The 17,164-nt window shown below is 67.4% G+C and carries 20 protein-coding genes and 1 tRNA gene; 5 read left to right on the plus strand and 16 right to left on the minus strand.

From position 1 onward, the window contains the following. Positions 1-4: 4 nt before the first annotated feature. The 4 genes from trxA to LOC57_RS01810 all read right to left on the minus strand — a co-directional run bounded on the left by trxA (position 5) and on the right by LOC57_RS01810 (position 1,596). The gene (gene trxA, locus LOC57_RS01795) at positions 5-406 is read right to left on the minus strand and encodes a thioredoxin (RefSeq protein WP_227912741.1); all 402 of its coding nucleotides are present in this window, start codon (positions 404-406) and stop codon (positions 5-7) included. Between the two features lie 79 nt (positions 407-485). Beyond that, positions 486-923 carry a MarR family winged helix-turn-helix transcriptional regulator gene (locus tag LOC57_RS01800; protein ID WP_227912740.1) on the minus strand — a complete coding sequence of 146 codons (438 nt, stop codon included), beginning with the start codon at positions 921-923 and terminating at the stop codon, positions 486-488. Positions 924-1,043: 120 nt separating this feature from the next. After that, positions 1,044-1,125 (minus strand) — tRNA-Tyr (locus LOC57_RS01805). Between the two features lie 138 nt (positions 1,126-1,263). After that, a complete protein-coding gene (locus LOC57_RS01810; protein WP_227925141.1) occupies positions 1,264-1,596 on the minus strand; it encodes a hypothetical protein in 333 nt (110 codons plus the stop codon). Between the two features lie 133 nt (positions 1,597-1,729). Here LOC57_RS01810 and LOC57_RS01815 point away from each other — a divergent pair, with 133 nt between their 5' ends. Continuing rightward, positions 1,730-2,221, plus strand: coding sequence for a YajQ family cyclic di-GMP-binding protein (locus LOC57_RS01815; RefSeq protein WP_227925144.1), 492 nt, complete (start codon positions 1,730-1,732; stop codon positions 2,219-2,221). A gap of 149 nt (positions 2,222-2,370) precedes the next feature. On the opposite strand, the gene LOC57_RS01820 is transcribed toward LOC57_RS01815, so the two are convergent. The 3 genes from LOC57_RS01820 to LOC57_RS01830 form a co-directional block, all read right to left on the minus strand. Next, positions 2,371-3,048 carry a histidine phosphatase family protein gene (locus LOC57_RS01820; protein ID WP_229957727.1) on the minus strand — a complete coding sequence of 226 codons (678 nt, stop codon included), beginning with the start codon at positions 3,046-3,048 and terminating at the stop codon, positions 2,371-2,373. Between the two features lie 76 nt (positions 3,049-3,124). Then, positions 3,125-3,997 carry a zinc metalloprotease HtpX gene (gene htpX, locus LOC57_RS01825; RefSeq protein ID WP_229957729.1) on the minus strand — a complete coding sequence of 291 codons (873 nt, stop codon included), beginning with the start codon at positions 3,995-3,997 and terminating at the stop codon, positions 3,125-3,127. A gap of 144 nt (positions 3,998-4,141) precedes the next feature. Beyond that, a complete protein-coding gene (locus tag LOC57_RS01830) occupies positions 4,142-5,413 on the minus strand; it encodes an MFS transporter (protein WP_227925158.1) in 1,272 nt (423 codons plus the stop codon). A 114-nt stretch (positions 5,414-5,527) separates the two neighbouring features. Between LOC57_RS01830 and LOC57_RS01835 the strand changes: the two genes are divergently transcribed. Continuing rightward, positions 5,528-6,271: an MBL fold metallo-hydrolase gene (locus LOC57_RS01835; RefSeq protein ID WP_229957732.1), complete on the plus strand. Its 744-nt coding sequence runs from the start codon at positions 5,528-5,530 to the stop codon at positions 6,269-6,271. An 85-nt stretch (positions 6,272-6,356) separates the two neighbouring features. Here the strand turns inward: LOC57_RS01835 and LOC57_RS01840 are convergent, their stop codons facing one another. Continuing rightward, the gene (locus LOC57_RS01840; RefSeq protein ID WP_229957734.1) at positions 6,357-7,139 is read right to left on the minus strand and encodes an esterase/lipase family protein; all 783 of its coding nucleotides are present in this window, start codon (positions 7,137-7,139) and stop codon (positions 6,357-6,359) included. After that, positions 7,136-7,927 carry an alpha/beta fold hydrolase gene (locus LOC57_RS01845; RefSeq protein WP_229957736.1) on the minus strand — a complete coding sequence of 264 codons (792 nt, stop codon included), beginning with the start codon at positions 7,925-7,927 and terminating at the stop codon, positions 7,136-7,138. The genes LOC57_RS01840 and LOC57_RS01845 overlap by 4 nt, the downstream gene beginning before the upstream one ends. A gap of 158 nt (positions 7,928-8,085) precedes the next feature. On the opposite strand from LOC57_RS01845, the gene LOC57_RS01850 reads away from it, so the two are divergent. Together LOC57_RS01850 and LOC57_RS01855 are read left to right on the plus strand one after the other, a co-directional pair. After that, the gene (locus LOC57_RS01850; protein ID WP_227925162.1) at positions 8,086-8,538 is read left to right on the plus strand and encodes a Fur family transcriptional regulator; all 453 of its coding nucleotides are present in this window, start codon (positions 8,086-8,088) and stop codon (positions 8,536-8,538) included. 52 nt (positions 8,539-8,590) lie between these two features. After that, positions 8,591-10,081, plus strand: coding sequence for a catalase (locus LOC57_RS01855; protein WP_227912732.1), 1,491 nt, complete (start codon positions 8,591-8,593; stop codon positions 10,079-10,081). A 156-nt stretch (positions 10,082-10,237) separates the two neighbouring features. Here LOC57_RS01855 and LOC57_RS01860 read toward each other — a convergent pair whose 3' ends face one another. The 6 genes from LOC57_RS01860 to LOC57_RS01885 are packed head-to-tail and all read right to left on the minus strand — an operon-like array spanning position 10,238 to position 15,672. Next, the gene (locus tag LOC57_RS01860) at positions 10,238-11,128 is read right to left on the minus strand and encodes a prenyltransferase (RefSeq protein WP_331460625.1); all 891 of its coding nucleotides are present in this window, start codon (positions 11,126-11,128) and stop codon (positions 10,238-10,240) included. Continuing rightward, the gene (locus tag LOC57_RS01865) at positions 11,125-11,559 is read right to left on the minus strand and encodes a lycopene cyclase domain-containing protein (protein ID WP_229957738.1); all 435 of its coding nucleotides are present in this window, start codon (positions 11,557-11,559) and stop codon (positions 11,125-11,127) included. Before LOC57_RS01865 ends, LOC57_RS01860 begins: the two co-directional genes overlap by 4 nt. Continuing rightward, entirely contained in the window at positions 11,556-11,999 is a 444-nt protein-coding gene (locus LOC57_RS01870) for a lycopene cyclase domain-containing protein (RefSeq protein ID WP_227912729.1), read from the minus strand. The genes LOC57_RS01865 and LOC57_RS01870 overlap by 4 nt, the downstream gene beginning before the upstream one ends. After that, the gene (crtI, locus tag LOC57_RS01875) at positions 11,999-13,690 is read right to left on the minus strand and encodes a phytoene desaturase family protein (RefSeq protein ID WP_229957740.1); all 1,692 of its coding nucleotides are present in this window, start codon (positions 13,688-13,690) and stop codon (positions 11,999-12,001) included. Before crtI ends, LOC57_RS01870 begins: the two co-directional genes overlap by 1 nt. Further along, positions 13,687-14,601, minus strand: coding sequence for a phytoene/squalene synthase family protein (locus LOC57_RS01880; RefSeq protein WP_227912727.1), 915 nt, complete (start codon positions 14,599-14,601; stop codon positions 13,687-13,689). The genes crtI and LOC57_RS01880 overlap by 4 nt, the downstream gene beginning before the upstream one ends. A 3-nt stretch (positions 14,602-14,604) precedes the next feature. Continuing rightward, entirely contained in the window at positions 14,605-15,672 is a 1,068-nt protein-coding gene (locus tag LOC57_RS01885; protein WP_227912726.1) for a polyprenyl synthetase family protein, read from the minus strand. A 35-nt stretch (positions 15,673-15,707) separates the two neighbouring features. Here LOC57_RS01885 and idi point away from each other — a divergent pair, with 35 nt between their 5' ends. Further along, a complete protein-coding gene (gene idi / locus LOC57_RS01890; protein WP_229957801.1) occupies positions 15,708-16,229 on the plus strand; it encodes an isopentenyl-diphosphate Delta-isomerase in 522 nt (173 codons plus the stop codon). 89 nt (positions 16,230-16,318) lie between these two features. Here idi and LOC57_RS01895 read toward each other — a convergent pair whose 3' ends face one another. After that, positions 16,319-17,125 (minus strand): glycosyltransferase family A protein, encoded by an 807-nt coding sequence (locus LOC57_RS01895; RefSeq protein ID WP_229957742.1) that lies wholly within the window; start codon positions 17,123-17,125, stop codon positions 16,319-16,321. Between the last annotated feature and the right edge of the window lie 39 nt (positions 17,126-17,164).

Below are 17,164 nucleotides of genomic sequence, written 5' to 3' on the forward strand. Positions count from 1 at the left end.
GGGACTAGCCCTGGGTGGGCTGCCCGTTGGAGCCGGCCGCTGCCTCGCGCTCCTGTGCGGCGATCTGCTCGTGCACGGCCTTCATGTCCAGGCCCTTCACGGCATCCACCAGTTCGCTGAACTGGCTCGCATTGAGTGCGCCGGGCTGGGAGAACACCAGCACCTTCTCGCGGAACGCCATAAGCGTGGGGATGGAGGTAATGCCTGCGGCGGCGGCCAGGCCCTGCTCCGCCTCGGTGTCCACCTTCGCAAAGGTAATGTCCTCGTGCTTCTGCGAAACCGAGTCGTACACGGGTGCAAACTGCTTGCACGGTCCGCACCAGTCCGCCCAGAAGTCCACGAAGACGATGTCGTTTTCCTCGATGGTTTCGGGGAAGGTTGCTTCGGTGATGTCGATAGTAGCCATACGCTCAACGCTAGCGGGGCGCTGGGACATTGTCTCTACTGTTCGCTGAACGGTGAAGGCCGTTCGGTGAAGGCCGCGGCTAGGCCCCGGGCAGTTTGCTCAGCCGCCGGATCACCGGCAGCGCTTGGGCCAGGGCGTTGCGTTCTTCCCCGCTGAGCTGCTCGAGGAGTGTTGCCATCAACGCGGTCCGGCTGCCGTTGGCTTCCCGCAGCTCCTTCGCTCCGACCGGGGTAAGGATGACCCGGACGCCGCGCGAATCGTGCGGGTCCGGGCTGCGTACCACCAGGCCCGCACCTTCAAGCCGGATGATCTGCTCCGTGGCGCTGGGCACCTTGACGCCCAGGTTCCGGGCAATTTCGCTCACCCGCAGGCCGTCACCGGCCGCCATTTTCAGGATGCTGACCTGCGTGGCGCTGAGGTTCGTCTCCGCATCCATGTTGCGGGCAATGTACAGTGCCAGCCGGAGGGACTCACGGAATTCGTCCGCAAGATCGTCCAGGGCGGGATCGGTCGTCATAGTTAGGTAGCCTAATATCTTGGGGAGCCGGATGCAAGGCCCGCCCCGTGGCACTGAGCATACAACGCGCACCCACAGAAAAACCCGCCCCCACCGTGACGGTGAGGACGGGTTAGTCGGTGGCAGATGAGGGATTCGAACCCCCGTAGGCGTTGCCAGCTGATTTACAGTCAGCCCCCTTTGGCCGCTCGGGTAATCTGCCGAACGTCTTCAAGTGAAGACTTTGTCCGCAGTATCTGCGGGCAAGACAACTTTACCGAAGATTCTCCGAAGTTACGAATCGGGCCAAAAATGCCGCTGAAACAGGGCCCTGCGGCGGTTCCCGCCCCTCGGCTCACGGCTACAGTCCGCGCAGGATCCTGGCCTCGAGCTGTGCATAGAATCCGTCCGCCTGTGTCTGGGTCACCGACCCCCACTGCACTGCGTTGAGCAGGTCCGCACGGATGCCGGCCAAACGCTCCTGCGTTCCCTGCGCGTGTGCGGTCCGGGGGTTGCCGGCGTCGGGGGTGGTGACGGGACTACTCTCCGCGGCCCGCGCGGGCGGGGCACCCGCCGTGCCGAGACCGGCAGCAGAAGCGGCCGCGAGGAAAGAGCCGGCCGCGGCGGTGCGGATCCGGACGGAGGCGGGACGGCGGAGGAACTGGCCGGAATAGGCCGTCGGTTTCTTTTCCACCCCCTCACCGTTCCGCACTTCAATGGGACAACACCGGGGATTGGCTGGATGATCGCTGGGAACCGAGCGCCCGAACCGCGGCGACCTACTACGCTAAGACACAGGAAAAGAGTCACCGACCCAAGGAGTTCCCATGGCAAGCGAGTCTACGTTCGACGTCGTCAGCAAGATCGATAAGCAGGAAGTGGCCAACGCGCTGAACCAGGCGCAGAAGGAAATTGTCCAGCGCTACGACTTCAAGGGCGTCGGCGCCGAGGTGGACTTCAGCGGCGAGAAGATCCTGATGAAGGCCAACTCCGAGGACCGCGTGAAGGCTGTCCTGGACGTGCTGCAGTCCAAACTGGTCAAGCGCGGCATTTCGCTGAAGTCCCTGGACGCCGGAGAGCCCTTCGCCTCCGGCAAGGAGTACCGGATCGAGGCCTCCATGAAGGAAGGCATCGCCCAGGACCAGGCGAAGAAGATCAACAAGCTGATCCGCGACGAGGGCCCCAAGGGCGTCAAGTCGCAGATCCAGGGCGACGAGCTGCGCGTCAGCTCCAAGTCCCGCGATGACCTCCAGGCCACCATGGCACTGCTCAAGGGCGCGGACCTCGACGTGGACCTGCAGTTCATCAACTTCCGCTAAAGCTCCAGGCAGTCCCGGATCCGGCCGGCACAGCGACGGCGCCTCCCCCTCTGCGGGGACGGCGCCGTCTGCGTTCCAGGGCTCCTGTGTTCCAGAACTCCTGTGCCCCAGAGCCTTACGCCCGTGTTCCAGAGCCTTACGCCCGTGTTCTAGAGCCTTACGTCTTCGGCGGCAGGACCGTCGTCGCCGTAGTCCTCCACAGATTCCCCGCCCACGGGCTCACCCATCCAGGTCAGCAGCTGCCACGGGCCCACGCCGCCGACGGCGGGCTCCGGCGCTTCCAGCACGGCGATGCCGGTGTTGCTCAGGGCGTTGCGGACAATGAAGTCCGGTCCCACGTTCTGCGCCCGGGCGGTGACCCACGTCCGGATCATCGCGCCGTGGCTGAAGATTACCGGCGCCCGCAGCCCGGCGGCGGCCAGTTCGCCGACGACGCCGTCAAAACGCGCCAAGGTGCCCGCGCCGTCCGGCCCGCCGGGCATCCGGGCCTCCGTCTCCCCGTTGACCCAGCGGTACACGGTTTTGAGGTAGGCGATGATCGAATCCCGGTCATTGCGCATCTCGAGGTCGCCGGCGGAAATTTCCCGCAGCCCGTCCCTGATCTCCACCGGCAGCCCCAGCGCGGCAGCCAGCGGCGCAGCGGTGAGCTGGGTGCGCACCAGGTTGGACGCGAAGACCCCGTCGATGGGCTCGTGCCCGAGCGCTTCCGGGAGCGCCGCGGCCTGCTCGAGCCCCAGCTCGGTGAGTCCGGGACCGGGGACGGCAGTGTCCAGGTAATGCTCCACATTGGACGGGGTCTGGCCGTGGCGGATCAGTATCAGGCGCATGCTCGAAGCCTACTTCGTCACTGGGTTGGGCTGGGCCGGGAGCCGGCAGGTTCAGGAACCGGCAGGCCGGGACCGGTCAGGAGCCCAGCGCGCGGCCGGCCATCCGTTCCAGGCGCTCAATCCGCTGATCCATCGGCGGATGCGTGGCCAGGAGGCCGCGGACGCCGGCGCGGAACGGGTTGGCAATCATCAGGTGGGCGGTGTTGGCCAGCTTCTGGTCATTGGCCGGCAACGGGGCGCGCTGGGTTCCGCTCTCCAGTTTGCGCAGGGCCGAGGCGAGCGCCAGCGGATCGTCCGTGAGCTTGGCACCGTCTTCGTCGGCGTCGTACTCCCTGGTCCGGCCGATGGCCATCTGGATCAGGGACGCGGCAAACGGGGCCAGAATGGCCATGGCGATGGCTGCCAGCGGGTTCGAGTTGCGGCGGTCGCCGCCGCCGAAGAAGAGCAGGAACTGGCCCAGCGAGGTGATGACGCCGGCAATCGCGGCGGCGACCGAGGAGGTGAGGATGTCGCGGTTGTAGACGTGCATCAACTCGTGGCCGAGCACACCGCGCAGTTCACGCTCGTTCAGCAGGGCCAGGATGCCCTGGGTGCAGCACACCGCGGCGTGCTGCGGGTTGCGCCCGGTGGCAAAGGCGTTGGGCGCCATGGTCGGGGAAACATACAACCGCGGCATGGGCTGGCCGGCCTTCGAGGAGAGCTCCCGGACAATCCGGTACATTTCCGGCGCCTGTGCCTCGGTCACCGGCACGGCGCGCATGGCCCGGATGGCGAGCTTGTCGCTGTTCCAATAGCTGTAGGCGGTGGTGGCCAGGCCGATGGCCAGGAAGATCCAGATGTACGCGGGGCTTCCCGTACCCGAGGACAGGATCGCCCCGATTCCCAGCAGCACGGCAAACAGCACACCGAACAGTGCGGCAGTCTTGAGGCCGTTGAAATGGTGATGCACGGGTACACAGTCCTTTCAACGCAGGCCGCTGCCGGCCTGCAGCTTCTACGGTAGGTCCGTTTAGTTCAACGCAGAACCATCCCGGACTGTTCCGCGCCGTTCTGCGTAGAACACGCCCCGGGCACCTGGGCGGGAGGAGCCGGCTCAGGGCTCGGGATGCAGGGCGTCGTAGCGGGCAAACCGCGGCTGGGTACGGGCCAGCACCCCCACCAGCGCCAGGCAGATCAATCCGCCGAGCACCGCGGCCCAGCCCTCCCCCAGGAAGGAAGCATCCACGCCGGCCACCAGGTCCCCCAGCCGGGGACCGCCGGCCACCACCACCACGAACACACCCTGCAGCCGTCCGCGCATCGCGTCGGGGGTGGCGGCCTGCAGGATGGTGGAGCGGAAGACGCTGCTGATCGAATCCGCTATCCCGGCGCACGCCATGGCAGCGGCCGCCGGGATCAGCCAGCGGGACGGGACCGCGCCGTCGTTGTGTCCGGCCAGGACCACCACGGCGCCGAAGGCCGATACGGACAGTGCCCACGCCGCCACGGACCACAGCACCGCCAGCCCCTGCCTGCGGACCAGCCCCAGCGGACCGGAGAACAAACCGGCCAGGAAGGCACCCACTGCCGTCGCGGCCAGCAGCACGCCCACCGTCGTCGCGCCGCCGCCGAGCGCCAGCGCCCCGATGGCCGGCAGCAGGGCCCGCGGCTGCGAGAAGACCATGGCGCACAGGTCCACCACAAACGTCATCCGGATGTTGGGGCGGGTGCCCAGGAACCTGAATCCCTCCAGCACCGATTTCAGCCCGGCTTTTTGCACCTCGCCTACCGGCGGCATGGGCGGCAGCCGGTACAGCGCCCACATGGCGGCAGTGAAGGTGACCACGTCAATGGTGTAGGTCCAGCCGTAGCCGACCCTGGCCACCAGCACACCGGCCAGCAGCGGACCGGCGGTCATGGCCAGGCCGAAGGTAATCATGCTCAGCGCATTGGCGGCCGGCAGCAGCTCGGGGCGGACCAGCCGGGGAATGATGGCGCTGCGGGCAGGCTGGTTCAGTCCGCCGGCGCCGGCATTGACGGCCACCAGGAAGTACAGCAGCCAGACGTTGCCCACTCCGGCCCAGGCCTGCGCGGCAATGCCGATGGTGCTGCCCCAGAGCAGCAGGGAGGAAACCAGTGCGACTTTCCGGCGGTCGTACGCGTCCACCACCGACCCGCCGTACAGCCCGGCCAGGACCAGCGGAACCAGGCCCACCAATCCGAGCAGGCCTACGTAGAAACTGGATTCCGTCAGTGCGTAGACTTCCAGGCTCACCGCCACGAGGGTGAGCTGGGTGCCGACGGCGGACAGCGCCGTTCCGGTCCAGAGGCGGCGGTATTCCGGGCTTTCACGCAAGGGGGTGAGGTCGGCGAGGAGTCTTGGCACCCCAGCAGTCTAGGGGCGCACCGGACAGATCCCGGCCATCACCCGCCCACATGAATAGCAAGCATGCTTAGGATGGAGGGCAGTCCACCGTTTCCACCCCAAGGAGGAACCGCAGTGTTTACCCGCAGCGTCGCCGACGGCATCCACCGCATTGAACACGCCTACGTCAACGTGTACCTGGTCGAGGACGACGACGGGGTGGCGGTGATCGACGCGGGACTGCCCGGAATGTGGCCCCACCTCACCGGAGCCCTGGACGAGCTGGGCTACGGCCCCGGAGACATCCGCGCCCTGGTGCTCACGCATGCCCACTTCGACCATGTGGGCACGGCGGCCCGGCTCCGGCAGGAGTACCGCACCCCCATCCTGGTCCATGATGCCGACCGCTACATTGCCGCCCACCCCTACGGCTACGAGCACGAGAACAACCGGTTCATGTACCCGGTGCGCCATCCCAAGGCCGTTCCGGTGCTGGGCGCCATGACGCTTGCCGGAGCCCTGAACGTGCGCGGCGTTACCGATGTGCACAGCCTCACCCGGGACTCCGGCGACGCCCTGCCCGGCAAGCCCCGGATCATCTACACCCCGGGCCATACCGCCGGGCACGTGGCCCTGCACTATCCGGACCGCGGAACGCTCATCAGCGGCGATTCCCTGGTGACCCTGGACCCCTACACCGGCGCGCGCGGCCCGCAGATCGTCTCCGGAGCCGCGACGGCGGACAGCGCCCAGGCCCTGGCTTCCCTGTCCATGCTGGCCGACACCGACGCTCCCCTGCTGCTGACCGGGCACGGGGAACCGTGGCGGGACGGATCGGCGGCAGCCGTGGAGCAGGCACTGGCCCGCGGGGCGTCCTGACTCCGTCCGGTTCCAGGTCCCGGGTTCAGCCCGGTTCCGGGTTCAGCCCGGTTCCGGCACTACAGCAGGGCACGACGGCGCCGGGCTAGCTTCCGGCGTCGTCCAGCTCCTGCTCGAGTACCTCAAGGAGCCGAGAGTCCCCGATGGGCCGAAAATGCCCCATGGTTTCCAGCTGGATGTTGCGTGCTCCGGCGAGGTGGCTGCCGGCCGGAATGTGCGGGTCGAAGCCGCTGTAGACCGAGGTGATCCTGCGGTTCACTTCCTGGTTGCGCAGCAGCTCCTGCAGGAACGGGTCCCGCGGGGAAAAGGCGCGGATGCTCGCCAGCGGAAACAGCCGGGCGTAAACGGATCCGGAGAACGGGGTGTTCACGGCGATCATCCGTTCCACCCTGCGGGCACCTTCGGGCAAGGTCATCAGGTGCTTGCCGATCAGCCCGCCCTTGCTGTGCGCCACCACCAGCACGCCGTGCAGGTCCTGTTCCACCAGGTAGCGCTCCACCAGCACAGCGGCGTCTTTGATGACACCGCGGTTGTAGCCCAGCGGGGCCACGGTGTGCACCGGATGCCCGCGCTCGAACAGATAGTCGGCCAAGGGGCGCAGGAACTGCCAGTTTTCGTAGACGCCCGGAATCAGCACCACCGGCACCTGCTGCGGTCCCCGGGGGTGCAGGTAGGCGGACGGGTCGCGGCGCAGGAAAAAGTTCCGGACCTGCCAGTAGGCCACGTAGGCGTAGTCCGAGGCCCAGCCTCCGGCTTCCCTGGCCCGGCGGAAGATCCGCCCCCGGCGCCGGGGGCGGACCCCGGCGCCGGGAGCTGCCCCTTCCAGCGTGGGCTCTGCACTGCCTTTTTCCCGCGGTTCCTGCGTCACCGGGAGGGAACCGCCGAGTGCAGCAGGGCGGCGGTCTCAACCGGACGGTTGTACATCATCACGTGCGGCTGGCCGGGCACTTCCGCCGTGCGGGTGCCGGGCCGGGCTGCGGCCAGCCGGGCCAGCCAGTCAGCGCGGACCACCGGATCCTTGCCTCCGCGCACCAGCAGCACCGGCGGCTGAACGCCCCGAATCCGTTCCTCCATCCGGTGCCGGATCATCACGGGCAGCGTCTTGAGGTACCAGCGCGGCCCCGCCCGGAACAGGTAGTCGGTGACCAGGATGGCATTGACCACCGGGGGTTCGCCCAGGCAGTCCTGCAGCAGCCGCAGCGCCTGCAGCGGCGCGGAACGTTCGGCGTCGTTGATGGTCGGACCCAGGAGCACCACCGATGACACGGCGTCGGGAGCGGCGAGCGCCATTTCGACCACCACCTGGCAGCCCATGGAGTGGCCCACCCACTGCGCGCCGCGGATACCGGCGGCCTCCAGCGCCTGAACGGCAATCCGCCCGAAATCCTCCATCTGCAGCTGCCGTTCCGGCTTGGGCGCTGTACCGAAGCCGGGCAGTTCCAGCGTGTGGACCGTGGCCGTGCGTGCCAGCTCCCAGATCAGCGGGCCGAAGTACCGTTCGGAGGCACCGATCCCGTGTACCAGCACCACCTCTGAACCGGAGCCGGGCCACGCCGGCGTCCCGGCGTCGTCGTACCGGCGGTACGTGCGCAGGTCCACCCGCGCATCGCCCACCGCCACACGCTGGAATTGTGTTCGTGCATCTGCTGCAGGCACGCTGCCCCGCTTCCCTGTGATGTTCCTGAAGGTGCTGTTCCCTAGGGTGGTGTTCCCAGGGTGGTGTTCCCTCTGCCTAGGCCCAGCGTACCGGGGCCGGCACAAGTAAGGCGGGACTTATTATGAGTAACTCAGAATAAGTGTGTACGATGAGTGCCATGACCGGGACAGCAGCAGCAGCAGAGGAGACCACCGCCAAGTGGTCCGCTGAGCTGCGCGCACACGGCCGCCGGGTCACCAAACAGCGCCTGGCCGTGCTCCGGGCTGTTGACTCCGCACCGCACACGGCAGCGGACGACGTCGCCGCAGCCGTCCGCGCGGAACTTCCGGACATCACGGTGCAGTCGGTATACGTGGTCCTCGCGGACCTGGCCGAGACGGGACTGGTCCGGAAAATCGAACCGCCCAACTCACCCGCCCGGTACGAAACCCGGGTGAACGACAACCACCACCACGCGGTATGCACCGGCTGCGGACGCATCGAGGACGTGGACTGCGCCGTTGGCCACGCCCCCTGCCTCACCCCCGGGAATACCCACGGCATGACCATCCAGATTGCCGATGTGCTCTACCGTGGGCTGTGCACGGACTGCGCCGCCGCAGCGTCCTAGCCCGCACCCCCAACTTCCTCCCTTTTTTGCCAGCACCAGAGAAAGAACCAGCATGTCCAACTTCACCACCACGCAGACCGGCACCCCGGTTGCCAGCGACGCACACTCGCTGAGCACCGGTGCCGACGGCGCCATTGCCCTCCACGACCGTTACCTGGTCGAGAAGCTGGCCCAGTTCAACCGGGAGCGGATCCCGGAGCGCATCGTGCACGCCAAGGGCGGCGGCGCATTCGGTGAATTCGTAGTTACCGAGGATGTCTCCAAGTACACCCGCGCGGCTGTCTTCGCCCCCGGCGCCGTCACCGAAACCGTCCAGCGGTTCTCCTCGGTGGCCGGCGAAATGGGCTCCCCCGACACCTGGCGCGACGTCCGCGGCTTCGCCATGCGTTTCTACACCACCGAGGGCAACTACGACATCGTCGGCAATAACACCCCGGTGTTCTTCATCCGCGACGGCATCAAGTTCCCGGACTTCATCCACTCGCAGAAGCGCCTGCCGGGCTCCGGCCTGCGCGATGCGGACATGCAGTGGGACTTCTGGACCAACTCCCCCGAGTCGGCCCACCAGGTCACCTACCTCATGGGCGACCGCGGCATCCCGCGCTCCTGGCGTGAAATGCCCGGCTTCGGCTCGCACACCTACCAGTGGATCAACGCTGCGGGCGAGCGTTTCTGGGTGAAGTACCACTTCACGTCCAACCAGGGCAACCACGAGATCACCGGCGCCGAAGCCGAGCGCATTGCCGGCGCCGACGCCGACTACTACCGCCGCGACCTGTACGAGAACATTGCCGAGGGCAACTTCCCGTCCTGGGACCTGCACGTTCAGGTCATGCCGTACGAAGACGCCAAGACCTACCGGTTCAACCCGTTCGACCTGACCAAGGTCTGGCCGCACGCGGACTACCCGCTGATCAAGGTGGGCACCCACACCCTGAACCGCAACCCGGAGAACTTCTTCGCGCAGATCGAGCAGGTTGCCCTGTCCCCCGCGAACCTGGTTCCCGGCATCGACGCCAGCCCGGACAAGATGCTGATGGCCCGCATCTTCTCCTACCCGGATGCCCAGCGCTACCGCGTAGGTGCCAACTACAACCAGCTGCCGGTGAACGCACCCAAGGCTCCGGTGAACAACTACTCACAGGACGGCGCCATGCGCTTCTCCTACAACAGCCCGGAAACCCCGGTCTACGCACCGAACACGCTCGGCGGCCCGGTGGCCGACGCAGCGCTGGCCGGCGCGGGCAGCTGGGAGAACGACGGCGCCCTGGTGCGTTCCGCGCAGACCCTGCACTCCGAGGACAGCGACTTTGTCCAGGCCGGTACCCTGTACCGCGAGGTCTACGACGACGCCGCCAAGGAACGCTTCCTGGAAACCATCACCGGTGCCATCTCCGGTGTGCAGCGCCCGCACATCCGCGAAGCAGCGATCCAGTACTGGACCAACGTTGACGCGACGCTTGGCGGGAAGCTGCGCCTGTCCCTGGCCCAGGGCGAAACCACGGCCAACGAAAAGGCCGAGTTTGTGGGCGTCGCGGAGTAACTGCTCCCTTCAGAAGCTGACGCCGGTTTCCGGCAGATCCGCGTAGACAGCAGCGGCCGGTCCCCTCGGGGGCCGGCCGCTTTTGCGTGTGCTGCTGCCTGCCGGGCTTCTAACCCGGCAGGGTTCTGGCCCGCCGGGTTCTTACCGGCTGGGTTCTTACCGGCTGGGCCAGTACCAGATGATCAGCAGCGTCACCAGGAAACCGGTGAGGAAGTTCAGTTTCAGGAACCGCTTCCACCCGGCGTTGGCGGCGGCGGAGCCGGCATCGGTAATCCCCATGAACGGCAGCAGGTTGAGGATGTAGGGCACGGCCAGGAGCCCGCCCAGCAGGGCCGGCCATGGGGTCATCAGCATCAGCAGGCCCGCAGCCAAATACGCGGCTGCGGCAAGCCGCACCACGGGCCGGGCGCCGAGCACGGTGGCGATGGACCCGATGCCGCCCTCCCGGTCCGGCACCACGTCCTGCACGGCTCCGAAGGCCTGGCTGGCCATTCCCCAGAGGAAGAAGGCGCCCAGCACGGCGCACAGGCCGGGGGTGAACACAGCCCCGGCAAGCACCAGTCCGTACAGGGCCGGGCTGACGAAGTGGGTGCTGGAGGTCATGGAGTCCAGGAACGGGCGCTCCTTGAACCGGAGGCCGGGAGCGCTGTAGGCAATGACGGCGAACACGCTGATGGCCAGCACCAGCCAGGACAGCGGGCTGCCCAGCAGCACCAGGGCGGCGAGGAAGGGCACGTTGGTGGCCAGTGCCGCCCAGAGGGTGACGCGGTGGAAACTGCGGTCCAGGACCGCGCCCTCCACACCGCCCTTGCGTGGATTGTGCAGGTCCGACTCATAGTCGAAAACGTCGTTAATGCCGTACATCGCCAGGTTGTAGGGCACCAGGAAATACAGGGTTCCAATCACCCATGCAGCGTCAATGCGTCCCGTGGTCAACAGGTACGCGGCAGCAAACGGGTAGGCGGTGTTGACCCAGGACAGCGGCCGGGAGGACACCAGCAGCATCCGCAGGGTGCTGCCGGCCGTTCGGGTGGAGCCGGTGCTCACGGATTCTCCTTAGGGGCAGGATGTGCGGTGTCCGGCGTTGATACAGTGCCCGGCGTTGATACAGTGCCCGGCGTTGATGCAGTGTCCGGCGTTGATGCAGTGCCCGGCCTTGGTGCGCCCGGTTCGGGGGCCCGGCCCGGCAAAAGGATCCACAGGGCGGGCAGCAATAGGACGGCCGCCAGCGGGTAGGCGAAGTCCTCGAGCGGAGCGGCACCCGCGAACGCGCCGGAAATGCGGTCATTGTTGTACCAAAACAGGCCCACGCGGATCATCATGTTGTCGAAGACCGCCGTCAGGGCCAGCAGGACGGCGGCCGTAACGGCCGCTGCCGCGGCGTAGAAGCGCGGCCGGCGGCGCCTGGCCAGCAGTGCTGCGGCGCATACTCCGGCGGCCGGCAGCAGGAAAAACGCGTTAAGGGTCCAGTACGTCATGGCTGCGGCCGCTCCGTCGGTTTACGCACCGGCTTGCGCCCTGGTTGCCCTGGTTGCCCGGGGTGCCCCGGTTGCCCGGGCGCGCGGCCCTGCATCCGTACGGCCGCCCGGTTCGCGCCCCGTTCCGCAGCGAGTCCGGCGGCCAGCCGGACCAGGCCGAAAACCACCATGGTCAGATAGCAGAGGAAGGCCAGGAAGAAGATCTCCTCCACGGGAAGGTGCGGGGCCAGGGCGAGGCCGAGCATAAACGGGGTCTCTCCGCGGTAGAAGATATCCGCGCCGATGCCGGCCAGGTCCCAAGCGGTAAAGAACAAGACCCCGAGGACCAGAACAATCCCGGCGCGGCGGGCATCGGCGAAAAAGAACAGCCGGAACCGGTGGTCCAGCAGGGCCATGCACCCCAGGGACAGCAGCAGGAAAAGCAGGTACAGCACTCCCATCAGGCGTCCTCCGCCCCAGATAGATCCAGTCCTGATGTTTCCAGTCCAGATGTTTCCAGTCCGGGGGAAGCATGTCCGGGGCCCGCAGCCGGCGCAGCAGCAGCAGCAGCAGACCACGGTGCCGGCTCGGGCAGCGCCTCGGTGCCCGTCTCCCCGCGCAGCCGCTTGAGCACCAGTTCGGCGCTGATCAGGCACATCGGCAGGCCGATGCCGGGCAGCGTGGACCCGCCGGCGTACAGCAGCCCGTCCACCTTCCGGCTGGCGTTGGTGCCGCGGAAAAAGGCACTTTGCTTAAGGATGTGCGCCGGACCCAGCATCGTGCCGCGCCACGAGTTTAGATCCGTCACGAAATCCTGCGGCCCCACCGTGCGGCGGATGATGATCCGCTCGGCCAGGTCGGGAATGCCGGCCCAGGCCGAAAGCTGGGCAATTACGGCGTCGGCCATTTTTTCGATCCGGGGGTCCCCCGCGCCGTCAATGCCGCCGGCGCCAAGTGACGGGTCGGACGGTACGGGTACCAGGACGAACAGGTTCTCGTGGCCGTCAGGGGCCGCATCCGGGTCCGTGGCGCTGGGCCGGCATACATACAGGGAGGCCGGATCCGGCACGGACGTTTCCTTGCCGAAGATCTTCCCGAAGTTCGCTTCCCAGTCCTTGGTGAACAGCAGGGTGTGGTGTTCCAGCTGCGGGAGCTTGCCCTGCACGCCCAGGTGCAGCAGCAGCCCGCCGGGACCGGGAACGCGGCGCTGCCAGTACCTCTCCGGGTAGGTCTGTAGTTCGGCCGGCAGCAGGGCGGTTTCGGTGTGGTGCAGATCCGCGGCCGAGACCACCAGGTCCGCGTCCAGGGACGCTTCGGCTCCCCCGGCGTCCCGGTAGCGGACACCGGCAACGCGTGGTTTGCGCCGGCCGGCGGCGGTGGTGCGGATACCGGTGACCTCTGCTCCGGTGAGGATCCGAACGCCCTCGGCGCGGGCCAGGTCGCCGATCACGGATACCATCCGGGCGAAGCCGCCCATGGGGTACAGCACCCCGTCAGCAAGGTCCAGCCGGCTCATCAGGTGGTACATGCTGGGCGTGGTGAACGGCGAGGAACCCAGGAACACAGCCGGGTAGCCCAGGATTTGCCGAATCCGCGGATCGGTGAAGCGTTTGGCCACGAAGGTGCTCAGCGGTTCGAGCAGCAGCCGGGCCAGCCGGGGTCCCCGGCGCAGCACGTCGGCGCGCAGCAGCGGGGCGAACGAGGCGAACGTGGAGTAGAGGAACCGCTTTTTCGCCATCGCGTAGACCTCTTCGGCGGACTCGAGGTACTCCACCAGGCGCGGTCCGGCGCCGGGTTCAAGGGATTCAAAGAGCGCAATGTTGGCCTCCCGGGTGGCAGCAATATCCACCGGTTCGGGCTCATCCTCGAACAGCACCCGGTAGCCGGGATCCAGCCGGACCAGGTCCAGCTGCGCTGCGGCGGAGGTCCCAAGCATCCGGAAGAAGTGGTCAAAGACTTCCGGCATCAGGTACCAGGACGGACCGGTGTCGAAGCGGAAGCCGCCGGTTTCCCAGCTGCCGGCACGGCCGCCGGTTTCGGGCTGCTTTTCCAGCACGGTCACCGAGAGGCCTTCGCGTGCCAGCAGCGCGGCAGTGGCCAGACCCGTGATGCCGCCGCCTATTACGACGGCGGTGCGCGGACTCGTGCTCATGGTTGCCTTCCGTTCGGGGCGGTTGGGGATACCGGCCGGGCGGCCACTTTGCGGGTCAGCAGCGCCCGGGCCGCTATCCGGGCCTTGACCGGATTGGGCACCCGGATGCGGGTGCTGCGCAGCTGCTCGGCCGGGGTGTCCCGGAGCCGGCGGGCGAGCTCGCTGAACAGGTCCTGGGCCAAAGCGACGGCGGCACGGCAGCCCGGCGGCAGCTGCGCCACCGCCGCGCCGGACACGATCAGGTCGGCGTCGATCCCGTCCAGGATCCGGTTCTTGTCCGCTTCGGTGAACGCCGCAACGGTAACGCCGGGGAAATAGCTGCGGCCCAGGGCCTCGAAGTCCTGCGCCAGGTCCCGGAGGAAGTTGACCTTCTGGAATGCCGCGCCCAGCCGCTGGGCGCCTTCCCGCAGCCGTTTGGCCTGGTCCTCGGGCAGGGAGATCCCGTACAGGAAGCACTGCAGGCACATCAGTCCTATGACTTCGGCCGAGCCGTAGACGTAGTCATTGAAGCTGGCCGCGGTGTGCTCTGCCTGGTCCAGGTCCGCCCGCATGGAGGCAAAGAAGGGGCGCGTGAGGTCCGTGCCGATGCCGGTCCCGCGGGCGGTTAGCGCGAAGGCGTGGACCACCAGGTTGGTGCTGTAACCGGTCCGGAGCGCACGTTCGGTGTCCGCTTCGAGTTCATCGAGCAGCACCCCGATCTCTGCGCGCGGAATGTGGGCCGCCGCAGCCACGCCGTCGACGATTTCATCGGCCAGCCGCACCAGCGCGTAGATGGTTTCGATTTGCATCCGGGTACGCGCGGACAGCAGCCGGGAAGCCAGCCCGAAGGATGTTGAATAGTTCCGGATCAGGACGGCCGAGGTCTGCCGGGACACAGTGTTGTAGAGGGCCAGCCCCTGTTCTGCTGCCACGTCCTAGCGTCCCCGGTTCACGGCGTCGTCAACGACGGCGGACAACGCGGCGCGCAGTCCAGGCGTCACGGCCGGGCAGTCCAGGTGCTGCCGTGCCCGGTCTGCGTATTCCTGCATCAACTCGCGGGCGTGGTCCCGGGCGCCGGAGGATACGAGCAGTTCGCGGGCACGGGCGGCATCGCGGACGGTGAGGTCGGGGTTGCCGATCAGCCCGGACAGTTCGGCCCATTCCGGCTTATCCGCCACATAGGAGACCAGCACGGTGCGCTTACCCTCGCGCAGGTCGGAGAAACTGGATTTGCCGGTGGCGCTTTCGGCGCCGAACACGCCCAGCAGGTCATCCACGACTTGGTAGGCGATACCGATGTCCTGTCCGTACAGGCCCAGAGTGGACACAACGTCGTCGGACGCCCCGGCAAGCACGGCGCCGGCCTGCAGCGGCGCCTCGAAGGAGTACACGGCGGTCTTCAGGCGTTCCATGTGCAGGATTTCGGAAATGGGCGGGGCACCGGGGTGGAAGGAAAAGTCGACGTCGATCAGCTCGCCTCCGGCGGAGGCAAAGACGGCGTCATCGAGGATTTCCGCCAATCGGAGCCGCAGGTCCGTGTCCACTCCGGCACTGTCCAGCAGCCGGAACGCACCGGTCAGGGCCAGGTCTCCGGCAATAACCCCGGCGGACAGGCCGCGGTGCCGTGCAGCGCCCTCCCCCGCGCCCGCTGATGCAGCCAGGTCCCGGTACACACCGGAAACATTGGAGTGGCCCCGGCGGGAGAAATCCAGGTCAATGACGTCATCGTGCACAATCAACGCCGTATGCAGCAGCTCGAAAGCGGCACCTACGTGCGCAGCGGCGCGGATGTCCGTCCCGCCAAGGTGCAGATAGGCGGTCAGCAGGCTGCGCGGACGCACCCGCTTCCCCCCGGCCGTGGAATCCTCCAAGGCCTGCCACAGGGACAGGTAGCTGGAGCCGAGCTTGACTGCCCGTTCCTTGGCCTGTTCGAAGAACCGGTTCAGGACTGCCTCTACCTGCTCCTGGCCGGTGTTCAGCTCGAGCGGGGGGTGCGTCTGCATAGGTAAAGTAAACACGTATGGGACGAGTGGAAGAAATGACAGGCCGCGCAGAACTGGTGGTTCTGGTTGACAATGACGGCCATGCGTTGGGCACCCGGGACAAGGCCGGGGTGCACACCACCGACACTCCACTGCATCTGGCGTTCTCCACGCATGTGTTCAACACCCGCGGCCAGCTGCTGGTGACCCGGCGCGCTCTGTCCAAGCTGACCTGGCCGGGAGTGTGGACCAATTCGTTCTGCGGCCACCCCGGCCCCGGCGAACCAAACGAGGACGCGGTCCGCCGGCGGGCGGAGCGCGAACTGGGCCTTCGGGTCCGCGATCTGACCCTGCGCCTGCCGGATTTCCGCTACCGCGCCGTGGACGCCTCCGGGATTGTGGAGCATGAAATCTGCCCGGTCTACACCGCTGTTGCCGACGCGGATCCGGTGCCGGCGGAGGACGAGGTCATGGACTGGCAGTGGGTTGACCCCGTGCCGCTGGTTGATGCGGTGCGGCTGACCCCCTGGGCGTTCAGCCCGTGGCTCGTGCTGCAGCTGCCCCTGCTCTACCCCTAGACGGGATTCCCCGGGCCTGCGGGCCAGGCACGGCGGCAACGGACTTCCGCGCTTCGCAGGGCACTCAAACCGTCTTCCTCCGTGCCCTTTCAGCCCCGGGCAACGCGCCTGCCCCAGCGCACCCACGGATATTCCGGCGGCCAGTGGGAGACGAGAGTGTGGAAGGCCCGGCGGAACCGCAGGGCCAGGTTGGCCCTGGTCTGTACGGCCCGCGGTGCCATCCCGACAACAAGGCTCCGGTCCCGCCTGCAGCGGCGGCCCTGACCCAAGTGGAAGCTCAGGCACACGTCGTCGTGCATCTGCGCATCCTCACGGTGCACCTGCCCGCTGACGTCCTGCCAGGTGCGTGCCCGCAGAGCCAGGTTGGACCCGAAAAACGGCCAGTGGGCCAGGGCCGATCCCATGGCCAGGTAGTAGGAGCCCAGATACAGGCGGGAAACCAGCCGTCCGGTGCGCGGGGACATTCCGTAGAACACCCCGGGCCCGCTGAGCACTTCCAAAGCCGGGTCCGCGGCGAACGATTCAGCTATTCTCTGAACCCAATCCCGGGGAAGCACGCAATCGGCGTCACATCGGGCAATAATCAGGTCCGGTTCCGGGACCGTCGCCGGGCCGGCTGCGGCACCTGCCGCAACTGTGTCCGCGCCGAGCGGGCCGGACGCGGCGTCGTACCCGGCGCTTGCCGCGGCCGGAATACCGGGCACCGGCTCAAAGACCACCCGGGCGCCGAAACGGCGCGCCGTTTCAGCGCTGGCATCGGTGCTGTTGTTATCCACCACCACGATTTCCCGCGGCGCGAGGCTCTGTCCGGCCAGTGACTGCAGGCAGGCTTCCAGCAGCGCGGCATCATTGCGGCATGGGATCACCACGGTAACGGGCGGAAGCACAGTGGACATGCGCCGAGTTTAGCGTGGGGCGGCTGTGGTCCCCGGTTC

The sequence above is a fragment of the Arthrobacter sp. zg-Y750 genome, assembly GCF_020907365.1.
Taxonomy (GTDB): Bacteria; Actinomycetota; Actinomycetes; order Actinomycetales; family Micrococcaceae; genus Arthrobacter_B.

Coding starts and splice junctions, on each gene's coding strand:
- trxA (WP_227912741.1), bottom strand. CDS start 406: ATGGCTACTATCGACATCACCGAAGCAACCTTCCCCGAAACCATCGAG.
- LOC57_RS01870 (WP_227912729.1), bottom strand. CDS start 11,999: ATGGGAGTGCTGTACCTGCTTTTCCTGCTGCTGTCCCTGGGGTGCATG.
- crtI (WP_229957740.1), bottom strand. CDS start 13,690: ATGAGCACGAGTCCGCGCACCGCCGTCGTAATAGGCGGCGGCATCACG.
- LOC57_RS01865 (WP_229957738.1), bottom strand. CDS start 11,559: ATGACGTACTGGACCCTTAACGCGTTTTTCCTGCTGCCGGCCGCCGGA.
- LOC57_RS01815 (WP_227925144.1), top strand. CDS start 1,730: ATGGCAAGCGAGTCTACGTTCGACGTCGTCAGCAAGATCGATAAGCAG.
- idi (WP_229957801.1), top strand. CDS start 15,708: ATGACAGGCCGCGCAGAACTGGTGGTTCTGGTTGACAATGACGGCCAT.
- LOC57_RS01885 (WP_227912726.1), bottom strand. CDS start 15,672: ATGCAGACGCACCCCCCGCTCGAGCTGAACACCGGCCAGGAGCAGGTA.
- LOC57_RS01850 (WP_227925162.1), top strand. CDS start 8,086: ATGACCGGGACAGCAGCAGCAGCAGAGGAGACCACCGCCAAGTGGTCC.
- LOC57_RS01895 (WP_229957742.1), bottom strand. CDS start 17,125: ATGTCCACTGTGCTTCCGCCCGTTACCGTGGTGATCCCATGCCGCAAT.
- LOC57_RS01855 (WP_227912732.1), top strand. CDS start 8,591: ATGTCCAACTTCACCACCACGCAGACCGGCACCCCGGTTGCCAGCGAC.
- LOC57_RS01800 (WP_227912740.1), bottom strand. CDS start 923: ATGACGACCGATCCCGCCCTGGACGATCTTGCGGACGAATTCCGTGAG.
- LOC57_RS01820 (WP_229957727.1), bottom strand. CDS start 3,048: ATGCGCCTGATACTGATCCGCCACGGCCAGACCCCGTCCAATGTGGAG.